Source organism: Corynebacterium sp. HMSC05C01 (assembly GCF_001807155.1).
Lineage (GTDB): Bacteria > Actinomycetota > Actinomycetes > Mycobacteriales > Mycobacteriaceae > Corynebacterium > Corynebacterium coyleae.
The window spans coordinates 204,979-218,354 of the sequence record NZ_KV787971.1 but is presented as its reverse complement, the minus strand read 5'-3'; the positions used below and the strand labels follow the sequence as shown (position 1 = coordinate 218,354).

General features: G+C 60.5%; 14 protein-coding genes. All 14 read left to right on the top strand.

Going from position 1 to position 13,376, the window contains the following annotated elements:
- Positions 1 to 594 precede the first annotated feature (594 nt).
- The 14 genes from HMPREF3145_RS10835 (at position 595) to scpB (ending at position 13,343) form a co-directional block, all read left to right on the top strand.
- Complete coding sequence (locus tag HMPREF3145_RS10835) at positions 595 to 1,575, top strand: hypothetical protein (RefSeq protein WP_083279532.1); 981 nt, start codon at positions 595 to 597, stop codon at positions 1,573 to 1,575.
- A gap of 3 nt (positions 1,576 to 1,578) precedes the next feature.
- Complete coding sequence (locus HMPREF3145_RS10830) at positions 1,579 to 2,562, top strand: HAD-IIA family hydrolase (RefSeq protein ID WP_070423229.1); 984 nt, start codon at positions 1,579 to 1,581, stop codon at positions 2,560 to 2,562.
- 1 nt (position 2,563) lies between these two features.
- Positions 2,564 to 2,737 (top strand): hypothetical protein, encoded by a 174-nt coding sequence (locus tag HMPREF3145_RS11890; RefSeq protein WP_167594521.1) that lies wholly within the window; start codon positions 2,564 to 2,566, stop codon positions 2,735 to 2,737.
- Positions 2,737 to 3,561, top strand: coding sequence for a TlyA family RNA methyltransferase (locus HMPREF3145_RS10825; RefSeq protein ID WP_070423228.1), 825 nt, complete (start codon positions 2,737 to 2,739; stop codon positions 3,559 to 3,561). Before HMPREF3145_RS11890 ends, HMPREF3145_RS10825 begins: the two co-directional genes overlap by 1 nt.
- A complete protein-coding gene (locus HMPREF3145_RS10820) occupies positions 3,558 to 4,496 on the top strand; it encodes an NAD kinase (protein ID WP_070423227.1) in 939 nt (312 codons plus the stop codon). The genes HMPREF3145_RS10825 and HMPREF3145_RS10820 overlap by 4 nt, the downstream gene beginning before the upstream one ends.
- A 9-nt stretch (positions 4,497 to 4,505) precedes the next feature.
- Entirely contained in the window at positions 4,506 to 6,236 is a 1,731-nt protein-coding gene (recN, locus tag HMPREF3145_RS10815) for a DNA repair protein RecN (protein ID WP_070423226.1), read from the top strand.
- Between the two features lie 40 nt (positions 6,237 to 6,276).
- Positions 6,277 to 7,485 (top strand): putative cytokinetic ring protein SteA, encoded by a 1,209-nt coding sequence (steA, locus tag HMPREF3145_RS10810; RefSeq protein WP_141740868.1) that lies wholly within the window; start codon positions 6,277 to 6,279, stop codon positions 7,483 to 7,485.
- 3 nt (positions 7,486 to 7,488) lie between these two features.
- Positions 7,489 to 8,343 carry a copper transporter gene (locus tag HMPREF3145_RS10805; protein ID WP_083279531.1) on the top strand — a complete coding sequence of 285 codons (855 nt, stop codon included), beginning with the start codon at positions 7,489 to 7,491 and terminating at the stop codon, positions 8,341 to 8,343.
- Complete coding sequence (locus HMPREF3145_RS10800) at positions 8,340 to 8,987, top strand: NUDIX domain-containing protein (RefSeq protein ID WP_070423224.1); 648 nt, start codon at positions 8,340 to 8,342, stop codon at positions 8,985 to 8,987. The genes HMPREF3145_RS10805 and HMPREF3145_RS10800 overlap by 4 nt, the downstream gene beginning before the upstream one ends.
- Positions 8,988 to 9,908 (top strand): site-specific tyrosine recombinase XerD, encoded by a 921-nt coding sequence (gene xerD, locus HMPREF3145_RS10795; RefSeq protein WP_070423223.1) that lies wholly within the window; start codon positions 8,988 to 8,990, stop codon positions 9,906 to 9,908.
- A 12-nt stretch (positions 9,909 to 9,920) separates the two neighbouring features.
- Entirely contained in the window at positions 9,921 to 11,003 is a 1,083-nt protein-coding gene (locus HMPREF3145_RS10790; RefSeq protein ID WP_246817587.1) for a hypothetical protein, read from the top strand.
- Between the two features lie 61 nt (positions 11,004 to 11,064).
- The gene (locus tag HMPREF3145_RS10785; protein WP_070423222.1) at positions 11,065 to 11,934 is read left to right on the top strand and encodes a ParA family protein; all 870 of its coding nucleotides are present in this window, start codon (positions 11,065 to 11,067) and stop codon (positions 11,932 to 11,934) included.
- Positions 11,934 to 12,752: a segregation and condensation protein A gene (locus HMPREF3145_RS10780; protein ID WP_070423221.1), complete on the top strand. Its 819-nt coding sequence runs from the start codon at positions 11,934 to 11,936 to the stop codon at positions 12,750 to 12,752. Before HMPREF3145_RS10785 ends, HMPREF3145_RS10780 begins: the two co-directional genes overlap by 1 nt.
- 36 nt (positions 12,753 to 12,788) lie before the next feature.
- Positions 12,789 to 13,343 carry an SMC-Scp complex subunit ScpB gene (gene scpB / locus HMPREF3145_RS10775; RefSeq protein WP_070423220.1) on the top strand — a complete coding sequence of 185 codons (555 nt, stop codon included), beginning with the start codon at positions 12,789 to 12,791 and terminating at the stop codon, positions 13,341 to 13,343.
- Positions 13,344 to 13,376 lie beyond the last annotated feature (33 nt).

The window sequence follows — 13,376 nt, the reverse complement described above, 5'->3', positions numbered from 1 at the left end:
CGACCCAACAACTTCACACACAAACACCCAAAGTACAACACCCACGTTGCACTTTGGGTGTTTTCACGTATACCCACATGATTGTTGTCGCCGACAACAGCAACATTGGTGCACACCCACCAGACCGCAATACAGAGTCAGAAACATTGCGTGCCTGACTATGCCACTGCATAGTTGGCGTACACCCATTAGTCCGCAATGCGGAGCACGGAGTCGATGCCAGCGGCGGCGCTCTTGGAAAAGTAGCCCAGCCGATACAAGGAAATAGTTGGTGTCTACCCACTTGTCCGCAATGCGGAGCGAAGCGACTTCACGCCACCGAAGACTCGACTAAAGCCACCAGCACACAGTCGTAAATGCAAAATGAAGCTTCACGGCCGCAGCGTTTTACACTCTGCCCAAGTCAGCGAAAGATATGACGTCGGGTTTTGCATACAGCACAGCCAGGAGAGGGACGTAACCGCAATGCGGAGAACGAATCCTTGATAGCCCATTACGGAGTCGAATGCTCGCCAAGTCCGCTCGGCTGAGGGGGATCAGCATAACTGTGTTGAGCATCCCTATAATGGCTTGGATACGAATTGGAGGGATTCCATGGCAGAGGCCGGCAACGGAGATAACCAGGGACGTCAACGTTCTTATGGTGGTGGCGGAGACCGTCGCGGTAGGAATAACCGCGGGCAGTCTCGTGGTCGTCGTGAATTTGGGGACGGAGAGCGCGGACGTCGCGAGGATCGCTACGGTGGAGCACGCGGCGACAATAAACGCGGCGGTCACGGTGGTGGCCGCGGCCGTGGCAAGCCCCACGGTAAGGGCGGCCGCCCGGGCCACGGCGGGCAGGACAACCGTGTCCGCCACGATCGCTCGAACCCATATCGTGAGGGATACCGCGAGGAACGGATGGCGCAGAAGGAGCGCGAACCTGACTTGCCGTCGGGCCTGGATATTAACGACCTTGACCCGTCTGTGCTGCAGGACCTCAAGGTGCTTTCCAAGGACAATGCGGAACGCGTTGCACAGCACATGCTGATGGCTACTGATCTCCTGGAAGACGATCCGAAGCTCGCACTTGAGCACGCCCGCGCCGCGAAGAACCGTGCTGGTCGTGTCGGCGTTGTCCGTGAGACTGCTGGCGTAGTTGCGTATCGCGCAGGTGAGTGGAAGGAAGCGCTTTCTGAACTTCGTGCGGCGCGGCGGATGTCTGGTGGCCCGGGGCTGCTAGCTGTGATGGCTGATGCGGAGCGTGGTTTGGGCCGACCTCAGAAGGCGCTTGAACTCGGTCGTAGCCCTGAAGCTAATGAATTGGACGAAGCGGGGAAGATCGAATTGGCGATTGTGCTTGCCGGCGCACGCCATGATCTCGGTCAGCACGATTCTGCACTTGCGACGCTGCAGCGCATGAATCCTTCTTTGGATTCGCAGGGATTTGAGCAAGTGCGTCTTTCCTACGCATATGCTGATGCCCTTCTTGCGACTGGCCAGCGTGGTGAGGCCAAGACGTGGTTTGAACACGCTGCGAAGATTGATACGGATGGTTTCACGGATGCGGCGGAGCGCGCCGCAGAATTGGACTAGACAATGGCGCTGAAGGATAACTACGACGCTCTCCTGCTTGACCTCGACGGCACTGTGTGGAATGGCGGAGTGGCGATTCCAAACGCTGTAGAGGCCATTACGGCGTCGGGGATTCCGGCTATGTATGTGACGAACAATGCGTCGCGTAGCGCAGCGGATGTGGCTGCGATGCTGGGCAAGATTGGCCTCGATACGAAGACCGAAGACGTGATCACTTCAGCACAGGCTGCGTTGTCGATGGCTGAGGCGCACCTCGTCCCCGGAGATCCTGTTCTTGTGGTTGGCGCGCCGTCGTTTAAGCAGCTTGTCGACGATGCGGGTTACGTCGTCGTCGATAGTGCAGATGCGAATCCGAAGGCGGTGCTGCACGGCCACAACCCGGGGACCGGTTGGGTGCAGTTGTCGGAAGCTGCGTTGGCAATTCAGCGGGGCGCAATCTATCTTGCGTCAAACCTGGATACGTCTTTGCCAATGGAGCGTGGGTTGATGATCGGCAATGGTTCGATGGTTGCTGCGGTGACATCGGCGACAGGTGTGACTCCGGAAAGCGCGGGCAAGCCGGGGCCGGCGATGTTCATTCAGGCCGCTGAACGCATGAATGCGAAGCGTCCGCTTGCCGTGGGAGACAGGCTAGATACTGATATTGCAGGTGGCGTTGCGGCGGGGATTCCGTCGCTGCACGTGCTTACCGGTGTTTCTGGCCCGTTGGCGCTCATGGAGGCGCCCAAGGAGCAGCGACCGACGTTTATCGCGGAGGATATGCGCGGACTCAACGAGGACCCAGAGGTTTTGCGTCCGGGACCGCAGGGCGGTTTCGCTGCACGTATCGACGGCAACGACATCATTTTGAGCTACGGCAAGGATGGTGCGACACCGATTCAGGCCCTGCGCACGGTTTTGGAGGTCGCGTGGCATATGGAGACTCCACCGGAGTTTGTGCGGCCCAACTCAGAGGCTGCTGAAGCTGCTACAGCTCAGTGGTGGTGACATGAAGCCACCCATGCCCAGGGATCCGCGGGCGCCGCATACGACGCCTGAGGAGGTCACGTCACAGTTTGAAGCGATTCTCGCGGAAGATACTGAATCGCTTGCGGATGAGGTTGACGCACTGACGCGCGCGCATGCGGTACTGGGGCATGCGTTGCAAGAAAGGAACAGCTAATGCCGCCCAAACGGAGGCGTTTGGATGCAGAGCTTGTGCGCCGCAAGATTGCACGTTCGCGCGAGCAGGCTCAAACGTGGATCAAGGAGGGCCGTGTCGAGGTCGGTGGGTTTGTGGCGTCGAAGCCTGCGACGGTGGTAGAGCCAGAGGCGTCGATACGCGTCAATGTCGAGGACATTGATGACTGGGCGTCTCGTGGCGCGCACAAGTTACTTGGAGCGTTGGAAGCCTTCGGGCCACGTGGCCTGAGCGTCGAAGGGCGTAGGGCGCTGGATGCTGGCGCGTCGACAGGTGGGTTTACAGACGTGTTGCTCAGAAACGGCGCACGTGAGGTTGTTGCCGTGGACGTTGGCTACGGTCAGCTCGTGTGGCGCTTGCAGAACGATCCGCGGGTGCGGGTGCTCGATCGGACGAATATCCGAAACCTGACGCCGGACATGATGGGTGGACTCGCGGACCTGATGGTCGGCGACCTGTCTTTCATCTCGTTGAAGCTGGTGTTGCCGGCACTGGTGGAATGTCTTGAGGATGGCGCTGACTTGTTGCCGATGGTCAAGCCTCAATTTGAGGTTGGCAAGGACCGTTTAGGCTCTGGTGGCGTTGTCCGTTCACAGGAGTTGCGCGAAGAAGTCACTGTGGATGTCGCCCAGTTCGCACAGGGGCTGGGGCTCAGCGTGCGTGGGGTGGCTGCGTCGCCTCTGCCAGGGCCGAGCGGTAACGTGGAGTACTTCCTGTGGCTTGTAAAGGATGGAGGCGAGGCAATGCTTGACGACGATTCCCTCGCCGCCGCAGTCCAAAAGGCCGTGAAGGAGGGGCCGCAATGACGGCTGAGCGTGAGATCTTGTTGGTTCCGCACTTGTTCCGCGAGTCGAATATCGCGTCCGCAGCGAGGGCTGCGGAGATGCTCCAGGAAGCCGGCATTACGGTGCGGTTGCTTGAACAGGAACAGATGGATGCGATTGAGACGCATCCGGTGCTCAGTGGGCTGACACGTGTCGCTGCTGACGACAATGCGGCGCTTGACTGCGAGCTGGTGCTGGTGCTCGGCGGAGATGGAACATTTCTGCGCGCCGCAGAGCATGCCCGGGCGCAGGATATTCCGGTGTTGGGAGTCAACCTCGGACATGTCGGGTTCCTCGCAGAAGGTGACGCGGAGAGTCTTGAGGAGTCGGTGAGGCAGGTCGTCGATAAGACGTACCGCGTTGTCGACAGAATGACCATCGACGTGGCAGTCATCGACCAAGAAGGACAGGTCGTCGGGACGGATTGGGCGCTGAATGAATGCAGCGTGGAGAATCTGGATCGTACACGGGTGCTTGATGCCACGTTGGAGGTTGATTTTCGGCCTGTGTCGTCGTTTGGCTGCGATGGCGTACTGGTGGCCACGCCGACCGGATCCACAGCCTATGCGTTTTCTGCTGGCGGTCCGGTGATGTGGCCAGAACTCGATGCGTTGCTGGTGGTGCCGAATAACGCACATGCGTTGTTTGCAAAGCCACTTGTTGTCTCGCCGCGCTCGACGGTTGCTGTGGAGTCAGAACACACGACGTCGAGTGCCATGGCGGTAATGGATGGGTTCCGTCGCATCCCGGTGCCTCCTGGTTCGAGGGTTGAAGTAAGTAGGGGGTCGCGTCCGGTGCGGTGGGTACGCTTGGACGACAAACCGTTCACCGACAGGCTGGTGGATAAGTTCCGGCTGCCGGTGTCCGGCTGGCGCGGCCCGCGGACGGGTCGTGGTGTACGCGGCGTTGATGCGTAGGGAGGCAGAGTGCTCGCAGAGATCGCGATTTCGAACCTGGGCGTGATCCGTCATGCCTCGGCGGAGCTTGCTCCTGGGTTGACGGTGCTCACCGGTGAAACCGGTGCAGGTAAGACCATGGTTGTAACTGGCTTGCGGCTGCTGACAGGAGGCCGCGCTGATGCCTCCCGAGTTCGAACCGGGGCGCAGGAAGCTGTGGTGGAAGGCGCGCTCAGCATCGCAGATCTGCCGGAATCGACATTGTCCGCCGTGCATGCGATTGCAGAGGGCGCTGGTGCAGGGCCTGATGAAAACGGCGAATACGTCGTCTCACGTGCTGTGAAAGCGACGGGGCGATCGAGCGCTCACCTAGGAGGCCGAAAGGTTCCGGCCGCGACACTGGGTGATCTTGCTGGGCATCTGCTCACGATTCATGGCCAGAACGACCAGTTGAGGCTTCTCGCGCCGGAACAGCAGCTGGCGGCGTTGGACCGGTTCGACCCGGCGATCGCTGCGAAGCTTTCCGCCTATCGCGATGTTTATGTCCAGTGGCGGGAGGCATCGAAAGATCTGAAGGACCGCACCGAGAAACGCCTTGAGTTGGCACAGGAGATGGACCGGCTGCGGTTTGCAATTGAGGAAATCGACGCAGTTGCACCCGTAGACGGCGAAGATGCCGATCTCGTTGCAACCATTAACCGTCTTCAGGATGTTGATGCGCTGCGTGAGGCCGCCCAGACCGCGCTGGTGGCAATTGATGGTGCTGAAGCCGTCGGCGGCTACAGCACAGAGGCTGAAGAAGCTGCATCAGACCTTGTTGGCAGGGCGCAGGCGGCGTTGGTAGGAGCTAGTGACGAGGAGTTACGGGAGCTTGGTGTGCGCCTCAGGGAGGTCGCCGGTGTGCTTGCGGATGTGTCTGCGGAACTCGGTAGTTTCACCGCAGATCTTCCGACCGACCCGGATGAGCTAGAGCGCCTTCTGCAGCGCCAACAGGAACTCAAGGGGCTCACACGAAAATATGCTCCGGACATCGCGGGTGTGTTGGCGTGGCGAGAGAAGGCCGGGAAACGGCTGAGCAAGATTGATACGTCAGAAGAAGCTATCGACGAGCTGAAGCGCCGCGTTGCTGATCTTGAAGCCGAACTAAAAAAGCGAGCGGCAGCGTTGACCAAGGCACGCAACAAGGCTGCCAAAAACCTCGGGGAGGCGGTGACGGAAGAGCTTCACGGGCTTGCCATGCCGAAGGCGCAGCTGCGCGTCGAGCTGGCGGAGGCCAAGTTTGGCCGCGATGGTGCGGACGCTGTGGAGATCACGCTCGCACCGAACAGCGCGTTGGAGCCAAAGCCGTTGGCCACGAGCGCATCTGGTGGTGAGCTCTCACGAGTCATGCTGGCACTTGAGGTGATCCTTTCGGAGTCGTCGGCGGGCGGCACGCTGGTCTTTGATGAGGTGGACGCTGGTGTCGGTGGACGTGCTGCGGTGGAGATTGGGCGCCGTTTGGCGAGGTTGGCGTTGAGGCATCAGGTCATCGTCGTTACGCACTTGCCCCAGGTTGCGGCGTATGCGAACACGCACCTGCATGTGTCAAAGGACGTGGGCGACGAGGCGGTGACGTCGGGTGTGGGCAATCTGACTGACGAGCAGCGGATTGAGGAGCTCGCGCGCATGATGGCGGGCCTTGATGATTCGGATACAGGGCGTGCCCACGCGGCAGAATTGTTCAAGCGTGCGCAGCGCGAAGTGGAGGAAATGCGGGCGTAGCCCGCGCGCCTCCACAGTTCTGGCAGGTCAACGTTGCACAATGGTCGCTATGACTGTTGGAACTGGGGAAGCGCCTGCGCAGGAATTGCGCGGTACGCTGCGCGACTGCACACCGCGGGGCAAAGGCCTTGCTCGCCTGCATGAGGGCGATATTGCGATTGTGGATGCGCCGGACATGCAGCGTCGTTTAGCAGAGCAGCTCATTGCCCGCCGTCCTGCTGCGGTGATCAATCTTGCGCCGTACAGCACTGGATCCTTACCGACGTTCGGTCCGCATTTGCTTCTCGACGCCAACGTTCCGATCTTCGAAGTGGCCGACGCAGCAGTTCGCGAGAAGATCCGCGACGGCAAGAAGGTCACGGTCACGCCAGAGGGGACGATCACCGTCGGAAGGAAAGACGTCGGTGTTGCACAGCGTGTCACACGTGAGCAGGTGGACAACTCCTTCGCTGAGGCACAGCAAGGTCTCGTGGAGAACATGGAAGCCTATTTCGGCAACACCATCGAGTTCATCCACTCGGAAGCGCCGTTGCTTATCGACGGTGTCGGCGCACCCGAACTTGGCGACGCGATGGCGGACCGCAAGGTCGTTGTTGTCTCTCCAGGAGATGACACGCGGCGCCGTCTGACAGGCATCCGCAACTTTATGCGGGAGTACACCCCGGTCATCATTGGTGTGGGAAGCGCCGCGAACACGCTGGCAGAGATGGGTTATGCCGCTGATTTCATTGTCGGTGACCCCGCGGATGTCGCGTCGGAGAACTTGCGTTCTGAAGCACGGGTGATTCTGCCGGCTGACCCAGACGGTTATGCGCCTGGCTTGGAGCGTATCCAAGACTTGGGTGTGGGTGCGATGACGTTCCCAACAGCGACTGATTCGCCGACAGACCTCGCGATCTTGCTTGCTGCGTTCCATGATGCGGAGACGATTGTCACCGTAGGCGAGCCGGTGGAGTTGGACGGGATGCTCACGGACCCGGCGAATGCCGATCCGGCTGCGTTGCTTGCTCGCTTGAAGGCCGGCCGCAAGGTTGTTGATTCTACGGTTATTGAGAGTCTTTACGCAGTCGAATCCACCAGCGGTGTCGCATGGGCCTGGGCGTTACTCGGCCTGCTGGTCGCTGCTGCCGCCGTCATTCTCGTCGTTGGGCTTGGCGGAAATGGGACGTTCGCCGACAACCTGGTCAATACCTGGGACACAGTTGCCAACACGGTGCGCGGCTGGATTCCGGCAGGGGAAGGGGAGTAAACCGTGGGAAAGCAAAAAGGGACGGGTGGGCTTGTCACTGCTGGTCTGTGTTGGGGGTTAGCTCTCGGCGTGGTGTTGGGGGCCTCGGTACTCGCGCCGGCTATTCCTGGCGGCCCGGATCTGTTCAATGGTGCGTTTCTCAGCGACATCGACCGGAACGCGAATGGTGATGGAGCCGAGGAACCGACAAAGGAGAGCAGCGAAGCGCAGCAGCGGCTTGATGCTGCCGATGCTCTTCTGGGCAGTGAGTCGGTGTCCATCGTCTCTGGAGCGCTCAAAGAGGTGCCGGTCGCTATCGTGCGTACGCATACGGCCGCCGATATCGATGTTGATTCCGTGCGGTGGCTGCTCAACGCGGCGGGCGCTTCCGATGCTGGTGAGTTGAAACTGACAGAGAAGTTTACGTCGCAAAACTCTGCCGACGAGTTGTCCACGGTGATTGCGTCGACGTTGCCGTCCGGTGCGCAGTTGAGCGTGGAGAACCGTTCACCGGGCACCCATGCGGGTGAGTCGTTGGCGTCGATTATGTTGATCGACCCTGAGACGAAGGAAGCGCCAGCACAGGCTTCGGATCGCAAAATCGTAATTGACACGCTGCAACAATCCGGTTTCGTCGAGACGAAAGGTGAGATCGTGCCCGCGGAGGCTGTCGTGATTGTGGATGGCGCCTCCGGTGACGCCGGCGGAGACTTTGGTGCGAAGCTGGTGCAGGACCTTGCGGAAGCACTTGGCCATGCAGGCAAAACCGTGCTGACTAGTCAAGACATCGCGCCAAAGGAACTGCGCGGCGTGACAACGGTAGGCAACGTGAGCTACGAGTCCGGCAGGATTTCTTCAGTGCTGGCGGTGGCAGAGTGAGCCACGAATTTACCGTCGAGTCCTCCGAGGTACTGATCGACGCCCCAATCATCGCTGTGCGCCGCGACAGTGTGGTCATGCCGGGTGGCAAGCCAGCTAACCGTGAGATCGTCGAGCATTTCGGCGCAGTGGCAGTAGTTGCACTTGACGACGACGGGCGCGTCGCGCTCGTCGAGCAGTACCGGCACAGCGTAGGCAAGCGGCTGCTTGAACTGCCTGCGGGGCTTCTGGACATGTACGAAGAAGACGAGTTGGTATGTGCGAAGCGCGAACTGGTTGAGGAAGCCGGTCTCGAGGCTGAGCAGTGGGGCGTGCTGGTGGATTTGGTGACGTCTCCGGGATTTGCGGAAGAGGCGGTGCGGGTATTCGTCGCAAAGCAACTGCGCGAGGTGGAACGCCCGGACGCCGAGGACGAAGAAGCCGACATGGACTTTCGGTGGGTGCCACTGAGCGAGGCCGCACAAATGGTGCTTCGAGGCGAGATTGTGAACTCAATCGCCGTGGGCGGCATTTTGGCTGCTTGCCGCGTCGCAGAGGGTAAAGCGCAGTCACGTGATGTGTCGGAGCCATTCGAGTTGCGCCCGCAATCGCTGCCGAAGCGGCGAGCCGAGCGTGGCATCGTGCCGGATATGAAGCGCATCTAGATGGCGGTAAAAGCCGACGAACTAGCTGCGCGCTGGTTGCAGCATCTCGCTGTTGAGCGGGGAGTCTCCCCTCACACGTTGAGTAACTACACCCGCGACGTCAACCGGTACACACGATGGTTGGCAGCCGCTGGGAAAAGCGACTTGGCAACAGTCAGTGCCACCGATGTAGAGGCGTACGTTGCTGACTTGCGCCGCGGGGTGGACGGCGCTCGCCCCCTCGCGGCATCTTCGGCTGCGCGTGCGCTGACTGTCGCCCGAGGCTTGCACCGCTTTGGCGTAGAAGAAGGCGTATTGCCGGCAGATACCGCTGCCGAAGTTTCCCCACCGTCAGCTGGCGAGAAGCTACCCGACACTTTGAGCATTGGGGAGGTGGCGACGCTTCTCGATGCCTGCCCGACCGAACAGCCCCTCGGCCTACGCGACAAGGCGCTGTTGGAAACGCTATACGCCACAGGTGCGCGAGTTTCTGAGGTGCTTGATCTGAGCGTCGATGATGCGACAGCCGCAATAGATACTGAAGGCATTCTGACCGTGACTGGCAAGGGAAGTAAGCAGCGCCTCGTCCCGCTCGGCCGGCATGCACAAGATGCGATCGAGGCGTACCTCGTGCGAGGCAGACCCGTATTCGCCACCGGGAAGTCACACGCGTTGTTCTTGAATAGGCGCGGTGGAGCCTTAACTCGCCAGAGCGCCTGGACTGTAATCAAGCAGGCTGCGGAGCGTGCGGGGATAGACAAAGAGATCTCCCCGCACACGCTCCGGCACTCGTTTGCCACGCATCTGCTGGAAGGTGGCGCAGATGTGCGCTCCGTGCAGGAATTGTTGGGGCACGCTTCAGTGACGACTACGCAGATTTACACACATGTCACAGCAGATAGCCTGCGCGAGGTTTGGCGTAGTTCGCATCCACGTGCGTAAGCTTTTGCGCTTATGAGTGAGTACACATTTGCACGAGCACGTCGCGCAACACTTGCGGTGCCGGCAGCCCTGCTGCTTGCCGTGGGGCTTGGCGGAGGTGTGGGAGCACACCCTGCCTCGGCGCAGATCCCGGGCGGGTTAAGCCCGGATGCAGTGGCGAACATGATTCCCTCGGAGATCACCGTGCCTGCGGGGCAGACGACGACGGTTGATGTGGGCGTGCCGGTGGATGTGAATTACTCCGCAGGCGGCTGGGTGGTCACATCCAATGGCACGTCGGTGTCGGTGACCGCTCCAGCGGAAGAGGGCGCGACCGCAGCAGTGCCTGCGAGCGCCGGCGGTTACACGGCGACAGTTAACCTCGTCGCTGTGGGCGGCGGACAGGCAACTGATGCAGACGAAATTGCGGGCGGTGGCGCTGGAGAAAACACCGAGCACCACGGTGGTGGAGGCCACGCCGAAGACAACGGTGGTGGCGCAAACGGCGGTGGCGACGCAAACGGTGAAGCCTCGAACGGCGGATCCGGTGCGGGTGCAGGCAGTGGCAGCGGCGCCGTCAATCGCCCTGAGCGTAAGCCAGCGGAAAAGGCGGACACCGCGGATGCGAAGCGGCTCGATTTCGAGGGAGAGATCCACGGCAACGAGATCGTGGTCAAGGTGCCGTTGAGTAAGGCGCGCGATTTGATGAAGTATGCCAACTACGACTCGTCGAATGCGAAGCTGCGTTACCTCGATGTCAACGGCAACATCATCGAAGGGGTCAAGCGTGACGTGAACGTCGCAGGGCGCACGTTGACGCTGACGTACCCGGAAGGCGAGACGCCTGACAACCCGTTCATTATGGAGGTCGTGGAGAACGGCGCGGCGACGTTTGTCGCGGTGATTACGTCGACGAATGCTCCGGTTGAGCAGGCTGCCGAAACGGATGAAGAAAACCCGTATGCGGGAGCAGACAACAAAGGTCAAGGCGATAGCGTTGACTCGGGTTCGTCGGTAGGTGATCTTGTCCCGCTCATCATTGGTGGTGGTGCGCTTATCGCGGCACTTGCGCTGCTGATTATCTTCCTTCGGAAGCGAAGCCGTGGGCAGGTCTAATCACAGCGTTGTAAGATGACTGCAGTCAAGGGTTTAGACGTGATCGAGGGAAGGATCGGCCATGGCGGACGAGGCGCTGTTTGACGCGGCTGACCAGAAGACGTTTTTGACGGGTCGGCCGTGGCGTGAGTTTGCCAAGCCGAAGGAGCTTGAGCGGCACGGTCCCGCAACCATCATCTCGATGGTGAACCAAAAGGGCGGCGTGGGTAAGACCACGTCCACTATCAATCTCGGTGCATGCTTGGCAGAGCAAGGGCGCAAGGTGCTACTGGTAGACCTCGACCCGCAGGGTGCACTCTCCGCTGGCCTTGGTGTGTCCTATGAGGAGGATCAGGTCACGGTCTACGACTTGCTGTTTGACAACACTGCCAGCATTCACGCGGCGATCAAGCGCTCAAACGTGTCCGGGCTTGATCTGGTACCCGCGAATATTGACCTGTCTGCGGCTGAAATCCAACTGGTCAACGAAGTCGGCCGCGAGCACACGCTAGCTCGTGCGCTGCGCCCGGTGCGCGGGGAGTACGACTTCATCATCCTGGACTGTGGCCCGTCGCTCGGTTTGCTCACTGTGAATGCGTTGGCGTGCTCGCAGGGCGTGATCATCCCCATGGAGTGTGAGTACTTCTCGCTCCGAGGTCTCGCGCTGCTCACCGATACCGTGGAAAAGGTGCGCGACCGCATCAACTTCGACCTGGACATCGTGGGCATCCTTGTCACTATGTTTGATCGTCGCACGACCCACGCCCGTGAGGTCATGGATCGTGTAGTTGAGGTGTTCGGCGACCGCGTCTTCGACACCGTGATTACCCGTACCGTGCGTTTCCCGGAGACATCGGTCGCGGGTGAGCCGATTATTACGTGGGCTCCCAACTCGCAAGGTGCGGAACAGTACCGCAATCTGGCCCTTGAGGTGTTGGAGCGCACTAGCTAGTGGCCCAGGCACCTGAGCAGTACCCCCAGCCGGAGATCACGGGCTTTACCCTCGCGCTGAATAACTTCGAGGGGCCGTTTGATCTGCTGCTCAGCTTGATTCAGGCGAAGAAACTCGACGTGACCGAGGTTGCGCTCGCCGAGGTGACCGACGAGTTCATTGCGTATACTCGTGCGTTGGGGCAGACGGAGTCGCTTGACGAGGTCACTGAGTTCCTCGTGGTCGCGGCCACCTTGTTGGACATGAAGACTGCGCGGCTGTTGCCACGTGGTGATCATGACCTGGAGGAAGACTACGACCTTCTGGAGGCCCGGGACCTCCTGTTCGCACGTCTTCTGCAGTACCGTGCATATCAGCAGGTTGCTGACCAGTTTGCTACGTGGCAAGCATCTGCTAATCGACGACACCCGCGTGCCGTATCCATGGAGCCCCGGTTCGTGGACCTTTTGCCTCCGGTGGAACTCGGCCATACAGCGGCGAGTTTCGCGGAACTGGCAGCCAGCGTATTTCGCCCGAAACCACCGGAGGAAGTACGCACCGACCACCTGCACGCCGTTGCTGTGTCCGTGCCTGAGCAGGCGGGCAAGATCCTGGACACACTCAAGCTCGCCGGCTCAGGTACCTGGATGACGTTCGCCGCACTGACACGCGATTGCACGAGGTCCATGGAGGTGGTCGGCCGGTTCCTCGCCCTGCTGGAGTTGTACAAGGCCCGAGCGGTGGAAACAGAGCAGCCCGAAGCGCTTGGCCAACTTGACGTGTCCTGGACCGGGCTTGAGGTCGATCCGGCGGTCGTTGCGGCGTCGAACTGGAACTAGGCGCCGATTCAGTACCGGCAGCTACACTTCGGCGGTATGGAAGACATGCCGATGGTTGCGCAGTTGCGTTCGCGGATTGAGTCGGTGCTGTTGGTCGTCGATACGCCGGTGTCTGTGGAGGACCTCGCGGGTGCGCTCGGAGCAACGACTGCGGAAGTGTCGGATCACCTTCGCGCGTGGTCGCGAGAACTCGACACCCGTGGCAGTGGCATTGATTTGCGTGAGACCGCAGAAGGCTGGCGGCTGTATACCCGGCCCGAAAATGCCGATGCGGTCGAGGCGTTCTTGCTCGACGGCACGCAGAAGAAACTCTCGCGCGCGGCAATGGAGACGCTCGCAGTGGTTGCTTACCGCCAGCCGGTGACGCGCTCGCAGGTTGCCGGAGTGCGCGGGGTCAATGTTGATGGCGTCATGCGCACCCTTGCGCTGCGCGGCTTGATTGCGGAGGTTGATCCTGAGCAAGAATCTGGCGCACACCGCTATGTGACGACGGAGCTGTTCCTCGAACTTCTGGGCATTGACTCGCTTGAGCGCCTTCCTGACCTTGCGCCACTGCTTCCGGACATCGATGCAATCGAAGATGCCTGGTAGGATCGGCCCAAAAACCGCATACGACTGAAAAGG

Coding starts and splice junctions, on each gene's coding strand:
- HMPREF3145_RS10785 (WP_070423222.1), top strand. CDS start 11,065: ATGGCGGACGAGGCGCTGTTTGACGCGGCTGACCAGAAGACGTTTTTG.
- HMPREF3145_RS10820 (WP_070423227.1), top strand. CDS start 3,558: ATGACGGCTGAGCGTGAGATCTTGTTGGTTCCGCACTTGTTCCGCGAG.
- steA (WP_141740868.1), top strand. CDS start 6,277: ATGGTCGCTATGACTGTTGGAACTGGGGAAGCGCCTGCGCAGGAATTG.
- scpB (WP_070423220.1), top strand. CDS start 12,789: ATGGAAGACATGCCGATGGTTGCGCAGTTGCGTTCGCGGATTGAGTCG.
- HMPREF3145_RS10790 (WP_246817587.1), top strand. CDS start 9,921: ATGAGTGAGTACACATTTGCACGAGCACGTCGCGCAACACTTGCGGTG.
- HMPREF3145_RS10830 (WP_070423229.1), top strand. CDS start 1,579: ATGGCGCTGAAGGATAACTACGACGCTCTCCTGCTTGACCTCGACGGC.
- HMPREF3145_RS11890 (WP_167594521.1), top strand. CDS start 2,564: ATGAAGCCACCCATGCCCAGGGATCCGCGGGCGCCGCATACGACGCCT.
- xerD (WP_070423223.1), top strand. CDS start 8,988: ATGGCGGTAAAAGCCGACGAACTAGCTGCGCGCTGGTTGCAGCATCTC.
- HMPREF3145_RS10835 (WP_083279532.1), top strand. CDS start 595: ATGGCAGAGGCCGGCAACGGAGATAACCAGGGACGTCAACGTTCTTAT.
- HMPREF3145_RS10825 (WP_070423228.1), top strand. CDS start 2,737: ATGCCGCCCAAACGGAGGCGTTTGGATGCAGAGCTTGTGCGCCGCAAG.